This window comes from Corynebacterium lubricantis DSM 45231 (assembly GCF_000379425.1).
Taxonomy (GTDB): Bacteria; Actinomycetota; Actinomycetes; order Mycobacteriales; family Mycobacteriaceae; genus Corynebacterium; species Corynebacterium lubricantis.
In genome coordinates, this window is record NZ_KB902214.1 from 1 (window position 1) to 5,937 (window position 5,937).

A 5,937-nucleotide genomic window follows, 5' to 3' on the forward strand; every position below is an offset into this window, starting at 1 on the left:
AGGCTCTGGTGGCGTAAGGAATCCTGTTCCGTCAGCGGTCAGTTCATCGCTGAGTCAACCGCTGGCGGATACACCACTCAAAAGGACTTGACCATTGATGGATTTCCCTAATAGTGAAGTCGAGCGCACCCACCGTCGCCGGACTGTAGGCAAGTAGATCAAAGTTATAAATTACTGTGCGGAATTTCGGGGTTCATGGGGCAGTTAAAGGTCGGACGAATGGCATAATTCGAAGGTTGCGGAGTTTTTTAGGGTATACCCTAAATGAACGGTTCTGAATTACATCTTCTTCCTGTTCGGTAGGGTTAGGTTATGCCTAACGGAACAGAACCGTCACTGCCTCTAGAACTTGACGAACATCAGGACGTTGTTGTGGGGCAGAAAGTCGGTTACGCCCGGGTGAGTTCTTTGGAGCAGAACTTGGATCGCCAACTCGATCAACTCCGTGCGGCGGGGGCGTCGCAGATATATAAGGAGAAGATCAGCGGCTCGACCCGGCATCGTCCCCAGTTGGAGGAGGTGCTGCGGTATCTGCGAAAGGGGGATCAGCTCATTGTCACGAGCATGGATCGCCTCGCCCGTTCACTTGTGGACCTGCACACGATTGTTGAGGATCTGGTGGGCCGCGGGGTTCCAGTGAGGTTTCTGCGTGAGGGGCAAACCTATTCGGCGAAGGCGGATCCGATCGCCAAGCTCATGCTGGGGCTTATGGGAAGTGTCGCCGAGTTTGAGCGCTCCATCATCAAGGAACGCCAGGCCGAGGGGATCGCCCGCGCGAAGGCGCGCGGGGTCTACAAGGGCCGGGCGAAGGTGCTTACCGATGCCCAGGTTGCCCAAGCCCAAAAGTGGGTGGCTGATGGTGTGCCCAAGGCGGAGGTTGCCCGCCGGCTCGGAATCGGGCGGACCACCTTGTACAAGTACCTGGATCAAGGAAGGTGACTGCCGCGGGCGCCGGGAATGGGAGTATTCGAATTTTTCACCCGTTCTGCCCAAAAAGACATTTCGCATCTACTCTCTTATCTAAACGGAGCCAGATGCATGGAATGCCTCATTCCAAGCGTCGCTGTAGTCCTCGACTAGAAATAAGGATGCTGATCCATGGCCTATCCCTCTCTTGTATTGCACTTACTTATTTCTGCTCCCGGGGACATTCCTTCCACGGATCTAACGACTCTCCGTAAGACGGTAAGCCAGTGGAACCTTAACTTTGGCCGCTTGGTGGGTATTACAGTGTTGCCCGTTTCTTGGACAGAGCATGCTGTCGCCGAGTTCGGGGAGCGTCCGCAAGCGATTCTTAACCACCAGATTGTCGAGGAGTCCGACCTCGCGGTCGCACTCTTTTATGATCGATTGGGTACGCCGACCGGAGAAGCCGAATCTGGAACGGCGGAGGAAATTAAAGTCCTTGTTGACGCCGGTAAATCGGTCGCGGTCCTCACTAATTCAGGCCCGCGCCCCCCTCTTGGAGATGAGGCCCTGCAGGAGCGGACACGCCTCACTGCCTACCTCGGGGGATTGAGAAAAAATGCTCTGGTTCAGGACTATAAAAATGACGCTGAATTGGTGGCGCACCTTAACAACTTCCTCAGTCGAGCGACTGCCCAATTCCAGCAGTCGATTGAAGCATCTAAAAGGGCAGAGTTAGATAACCCAGATCCCTCCGAGGGGGTATGGCCACGCGCAGAGGTGCGTGAAACCATGCGCTCCGACAATAAGGGACGGTTAAAAACCGAGCGGAAGTGGTCTCTGGTATTGCATAACACGTCCAAAGGTCCAGCCTCGGATGTCGACTTCGCCTTTGAAGGAGTGCCCGATAATGCACTTTTTAGGGTTAGCCGAGAGGAGGGGCCTCTCGGCACAATTCCGCCCGGTCAAGAGGCGCGTTTCCCTTTGCTTATTGCGATGGGATCTCCCGATGCTGTCGAGTGCGTAGTGACCTGGACAGATGCAACAGGAAAGGCTCGGACAACCAAAGCTACCGTGCGCACTTAAGCGGAAGATAGATCTGGAACGGAGGGTAGGTCCGGTCCCTAGTTTTTACTCGCCAGCCGCAAGGTTTTCGGAGTAGACATGGGCCCGGTTGACGGGGTCCCAGGAGATTTCTCCGTCCTGGTGGAGCTCCGTGAACGCTTTTATCGTCGCGCCTCTGGGTAGCCCGCCCTTGTTGTCGACTTCTGCGGGGGCGATGACACTGTAGGACGAATCTCCCGGGATATCGAGACGGATGGGACGATCCTGCAGGTGATTGAGGTACTCCGCATGTGTCATGGCGGGTTCTTCCTTGACGAGGAGGGCGGCGAAGTAGTCGTAGTCCCAGACGGGAACCGGGAGAAAATCCTCGGTACTGCTGTAGGTGCGGTGGGGTGATGCGGCTTGTCGATTCTTCGCCTGGCGGGCGGCGCGGCGTTTCTTTTTCGCGGCGGCGCGTTGTCGGCGTTGGGCCTTGTTTGATGCCATGGGTCCTCCTTGCAGGTGGTCACTTCCCCGTAAATGATACTTATAGTCTGTAGACTGTTAGTCATCACCGGGTGACATTGGGGAGGTGACCGGCAAAGATGACCTCCTGCGCGAATTCGGTGCCCGTGTGCGCGGGAGGCGCAAAGAGTGCGGGTTGTCCCAGGAGGAACTGGCTTATCGGTCGGGTATGCACCGCACCTACGTCAGCTCCGTCGAGCGCGGGGAACGCAACATCGCCCTAGTCAATATCGTCGCCATCGCAGGCGCCCTGGACATCGATGCCGGCACACTGGTGGGCGGGCTAGGCAATCTGCACTAGTTGCCCCGGGCCGCAGGGTGCGTTTCTCTCGGTGATTGCACGGCCCGTGGCTGGAACCTGAGATGATGAGGCCATGACCGGAGAAAGTAATGCGGCATCTTTCACCCAGCAGGGTATGCCTACCCACCAGCAGCTAGTTGTCCCAATTGTGCGGGCAATAGGGGAGTTGGGGGGATCCGCCAAAGCCCGGGAAATCACTGATCAGGTTCTCGATAACTACCCGGATGTCGAGCGTCTCCTGGAGATGACGTACCCGTCCCGGCCTAACCAGTCGGTTTTGATTGACCGCATCGCCTGGGGGCGTTCTACCGCTAAATTGATTGGGGCCCTTGAGCAACCCTCCAAGGGGATGTACATCACCACTGATCTGGGCGAAGAACTGCTTGGAGTCTCGGAGGATGAGGCTCTACAGCGGATTCGTGATCTCGACCGGGAGTACAGCCGCCAGCAGCGTCGGAAAAAATCGGACAAAATCCAGCCACCGAGTCCGGCGGAAACGGATGAGGAGGAACCCTCGGAAGAGGTTCTCGCTGAGACGGACACCGAAGATGATGACTCCACGGCTACGTGGAAGGTCCAGCTTTTGGATCGTCTCCACCGTCTCACACCGGAGGGCTTCGAGAAGTTCGTTCTCTATCTCTTGCGCCGTTACGGGCTGGAGCTGACCCATATCGGGGGAAGTGGAGACGAAGGGATCGACGGGATCGGTACGGCTCCGCTGAGTCCTGTCCTTTCCTCGCGGGTGGCGGTCCAGGTGAAGCGATACGCCCCGAATGGGAAACCGATCGGGCGAGACACCGTTGCCCTGTTCCAACGCGACGCGCAGACCAAGGGGGCCGAGCGCGCCATCCTCGTGACCCTCAGCCGGTTCACTGACCCGGCCCGTAAGGCCGCGACTTCTTCCACCCCCACCGTTGACCTGATCAGTGGCGACCGGTTGGCCGATCTCATCCGCGACGACGGAAACTCGGGAGTGAGCCTGCAGCCGACGGTCAACGAGAACTGGTTTAACAAGTTCGACTAGAGCGCCGGGCGGCTGCGGTGGTCGGGAGTGTCCGTGTGCCAGTCACGGTGCAGTGATTGGGTTTCGTAGGCAACGAGAGCCCCGCAGGTGCGGAAGTCTGCTGGCGTTCGCGCACTCGTGGAGCGCTCGCTCCTCGTGCCTGCGCTGCGAGGCGGCGGGTGCCGGTTTAGGATCCATCGTGACGATTCCCCCATCGTCACGAGTCCCCGGCGCACCCCCCCGATGGCGTCGGGGCTCACCCATATCTGCCGCAGGGTGGCGGCGCGTGCGGCAGCTGCGGGGAAGACGGTTTACGTCAGGTCTTTAACCTCTGCGCCCTGGGCGGCGCGCTGGACGGCTTCGGTGCCCTTGATGGCTGCGGACTTCGTCTCGTAGGCCTCGCCGGTGGCGACAGCTTCACCGTTGCCTGCTTTGAGGCGGAAGCGGAACTTGCCGGCCTTGTCGGTGTAGATCTCGAACTTCCCAGCCATGACAGTCATCCTTTGCGCGTGGAGAGGGTGTGATGGGTGTGGATGCTACCTCCGTAGGAGGCGTCTGCACGGCCCGGAGAGAACGTCTGCACGGCGCACGAATTGGCGTCACCCCGCGCAGTCACGAGGGGTGCCACACGGCGACGTTTAAAGGGTGGAGTCGTCCCCGCGGTTGCCGTGGCGGGCGTCACGGTCGTTCTTGAGTGCGTCCTCCATGAGCCCGAGGGTGATCTCCTCGAAGGCGTCCTTGATCGCGAGCTCCTCGAAGTCGGCGGCGACCTGCTCCCAGTGCATGCGCTCGAGGGAGGGAAGAGCCGCCCACAAAGCCATGCGAAGGTAGGCTCCCCGGCTTCGGTTGGTGCGCGCGGCGAGCGCGTCGAGGCGCTCGACGAGTTCGGGTTCGACCCGCACCGAGACCACGGGTCCGCGCCCGACCCAGCCCTTCTGATTCCGCGTTGCCATAACCGGCCTCCTTGTCTCCGCGCGTGCCCGCGCGGACTCGCTCACGGTTCGTTGTAACATTGTTTACATATGGTCCGACCCCACCGCCACCCGGGGATGACTTTTGCGCGGGGACTGCCGCTCGGTTATCGGTAAACAATGTTTACACCCGGGTCGAATGCGTCCGCGCACATCGCGCTCATCTCCCGGGGATGCGCGTCCCGGTCGACGCGCTGGCGCGGAAGCCTCACGGCTTCCTTGCCCCACCATCACTCTTCTCCCGCATGATGCTCCATCCACGCACCATGACGACCCCAACACACTTGTACCCCGGTTTCACACACCGCTTCCGTGACCCCGCATCGACCCGCACACATCGACCGTCGCGTCACAGCGCCCGCGCCGGCGCCGGCGCCGCGACACTCACCAAAAGCAACACACCTTTGGCAGATAATCTGACTTTCGGTTTTGTGCTGGTCAGAGACCTGTGAAAAATGCACCGATTATATCGAACGTTCGTTATAATCGCCCCATGACTGAGCGCAACGAGTGCGAGAACTGCGGCGGACCGATCCCCCCGAGAACCGACCCGCGAGGACGAAAAGCGCGCTACTGCTCAGATGCGTGCCGCGCGGCGGCGTCGCGCAAACGACGCGAGCAACGCCACCGGGACGCGCTTGCCGAAGCGCGAAACCAGCTGAGCTTGAACCGACGAACCCCTGCCGAGGAAGCGGGGGAGGCGGCGAAAGTCGTGCGCGCAATGGCGTGCAATCTGCGCGAAGGGCGCGATTTTTTCGTAACCGAGCAGCACAAGGAATTGGTTGCAGCGGTTCACGAACTTGCCCAGGTTCTCAACGCCGCCGTCGCTGCCGAGGACGCGGCGGCAGTGGTGTCGAAAACGGGCGGGAATCGTGCCCAACGCCGGGCCGCGAAGCGCCGCCGTTAACCCGTTTTTAACGCACGAACGGAAAAGTTTTCACGCTCCTGCGGCGGGTCTGTGACCTGCACAAAACCGAAATTCTGATTATCAGCCAACGGTGTGCGCACTGTGGTGGCGTCGTGAGACGCCAGTAGTTCGTGACAGCAGGCATGAACTTAGGGTGGGGTGAAGCTGTGCTGAGTGTGCGAAGTAGGGTTGCGTCCAATAGTGTGGTGTACAGCTACCGCCTGGTGAACCCCCCCTGCCGACCAGCAAGGAGACCACCGCGGTACCTTTCGACTCAGCT

8 protein-coding genes are annotated in these 5,937 nt (G+C 59.8%); 5 read left to right on the plus strand and 3 right to left on the minus strand.

Features of this window, described 5'->3' with window-relative positions; all coding sequences use genetic code 11:
- The first annotated feature begins 312 nt into the window (after positions 1-312).
- Both A37O_RS0109320 and A37O_RS15905 read left to right on the plus strand, forming a co-directional pair.
- Entirely contained in the window at positions 313-939 is a 627-nt protein-coding gene (locus A37O_RS0109320; RefSeq protein ID WP_026196279.1) for a recombinase family protein, read from the plus strand.
- A 159-nt stretch (positions 940-1,098) separates the two neighbouring features.
- On the plus strand, positions 1,099-1,992 hold the full coding sequence (locus A37O_RS15905) for a hypothetical protein (protein WP_018297238.1): 894 nt from the start codon (positions 1,099-1,101) through the stop codon (positions 1,990-1,992).
- A gap of 45 nt (positions 1,993-2,037) precedes the next feature.
- Here A37O_RS15905 and A37O_RS0109330 read toward each other — a convergent pair whose 3' ends face one another.
- Entirely contained in the window at positions 2,038-2,457 is a 420-nt protein-coding gene (locus tag A37O_RS0109330) for a hypothetical protein (RefSeq protein WP_018297239.1), read from the minus strand.
- Between the two features lie 85 nt (positions 2,458-2,542).
- Here A37O_RS0109330 and A37O_RS0109335 point away from each other — a divergent pair, with 85 nt between their 5' ends.
- Both A37O_RS0109335 and A37O_RS0109340 read left to right on the plus strand, forming a co-directional pair.
- Complete coding sequence (locus tag A37O_RS0109335; protein ID WP_018297240.1) at positions 2,543-2,776, plus strand: helix-turn-helix domain-containing protein; 234 nt, start codon at positions 2,543-2,545, stop codon at positions 2,774-2,776.
- A 73-nt stretch (positions 2,777-2,849) separates the two neighbouring features.
- Positions 2,850-3,800 (plus strand): restriction endonuclease, encoded by a 951-nt coding sequence (locus A37O_RS0109340; protein ID WP_018297241.1) that lies wholly within the window; start codon positions 2,850-2,852, stop codon positions 3,798-3,800.
- Between the two features lie 290 nt (positions 3,801-4,090).
- Here A37O_RS0109340 and A37O_RS0109345 read toward each other — a convergent pair whose 3' ends face one another.
- Together A37O_RS0109345 and A37O_RS0109350 are read right to left on the minus strand one after the other, a co-directional pair.
- On the minus strand, positions 4,091-4,270 hold the full coding sequence (locus A37O_RS0109345) for a YegP family protein (RefSeq protein WP_018297242.1): 180 nt from the start codon (positions 4,268-4,270) through the stop codon (positions 4,091-4,093).
- A gap of 147 nt (positions 4,271-4,417) precedes the next feature.
- Positions 4,418-4,732 (minus strand): ribbon-helix-helix protein, CopG family, encoded by a 315-nt coding sequence (locus tag A37O_RS0109350; protein ID WP_018297243.1) that lies wholly within the window; start codon positions 4,730-4,732, stop codon positions 4,418-4,420.
- Positions 4,733-5,243: 511 nt separating this feature from the next.
- Between A37O_RS0109350 and A37O_RS16230 the strand changes: the two genes are divergently transcribed.
- Positions 5,244-5,657, plus strand: a complete 414-nt coding sequence (locus tag A37O_RS16230) for a hypothetical protein (protein WP_083912634.1) — start codon at positions 5,244-5,246, stop codon at positions 5,655-5,657.
- Positions 5,658-5,937 lie beyond the last annotated feature (280 nt).

What these genes read in the sequence shown, in the direction of transcription:
- A37O_RS0109350 (WP_018297243.1), bottom strand. Translation starts at nt 4,732, where the DNA reads ATGGCAACGCGGAATCAGAAGGGCTGGGTCGGGCGCGGACCCGTGGTC.
- A37O_RS15905 (WP_018297238.1), top strand. Translation starts at nt 1,099, where the DNA reads ATGGCCTATCCCTCTCTTGTATTGCACTTACTTATTTCTGCTCCCGGG.
- A37O_RS0109340 (WP_018297241.1), top strand. Translation starts at nt 2,850, where the DNA reads ATGACCGGAGAAAGTAATGCGGCATCTTTCACCCAGCAGGGTATGCCT.
- A37O_RS16230 (WP_083912634.1), top strand. Translation starts at nt 5,244, where the DNA reads ATGACTGAGCGCAACGAGTGCGAGAACTGCGGCGGACCGATCCCCCCG.
- A37O_RS0109320 (WP_026196279.1), top strand. Translation starts at nt 313, where the DNA reads ATGCCTAACGGAACAGAACCGTCACTGCCTCTAGAACTTGACGAACAT.
- A37O_RS0109345 (WP_018297242.1), bottom strand. Translation starts at nt 4,270, where the DNA reads ATGGCTGGGAAGTTCGAGATCTACACCGACAAGGCCGGCAAGTTCCGC.
- A37O_RS0109330 (WP_018297239.1), bottom strand. Translation starts at nt 2,457, where the DNA reads ATGGCATCAAACAAGGCCCAACGCCGACAACGCGCCGCCGCGAAAAAG.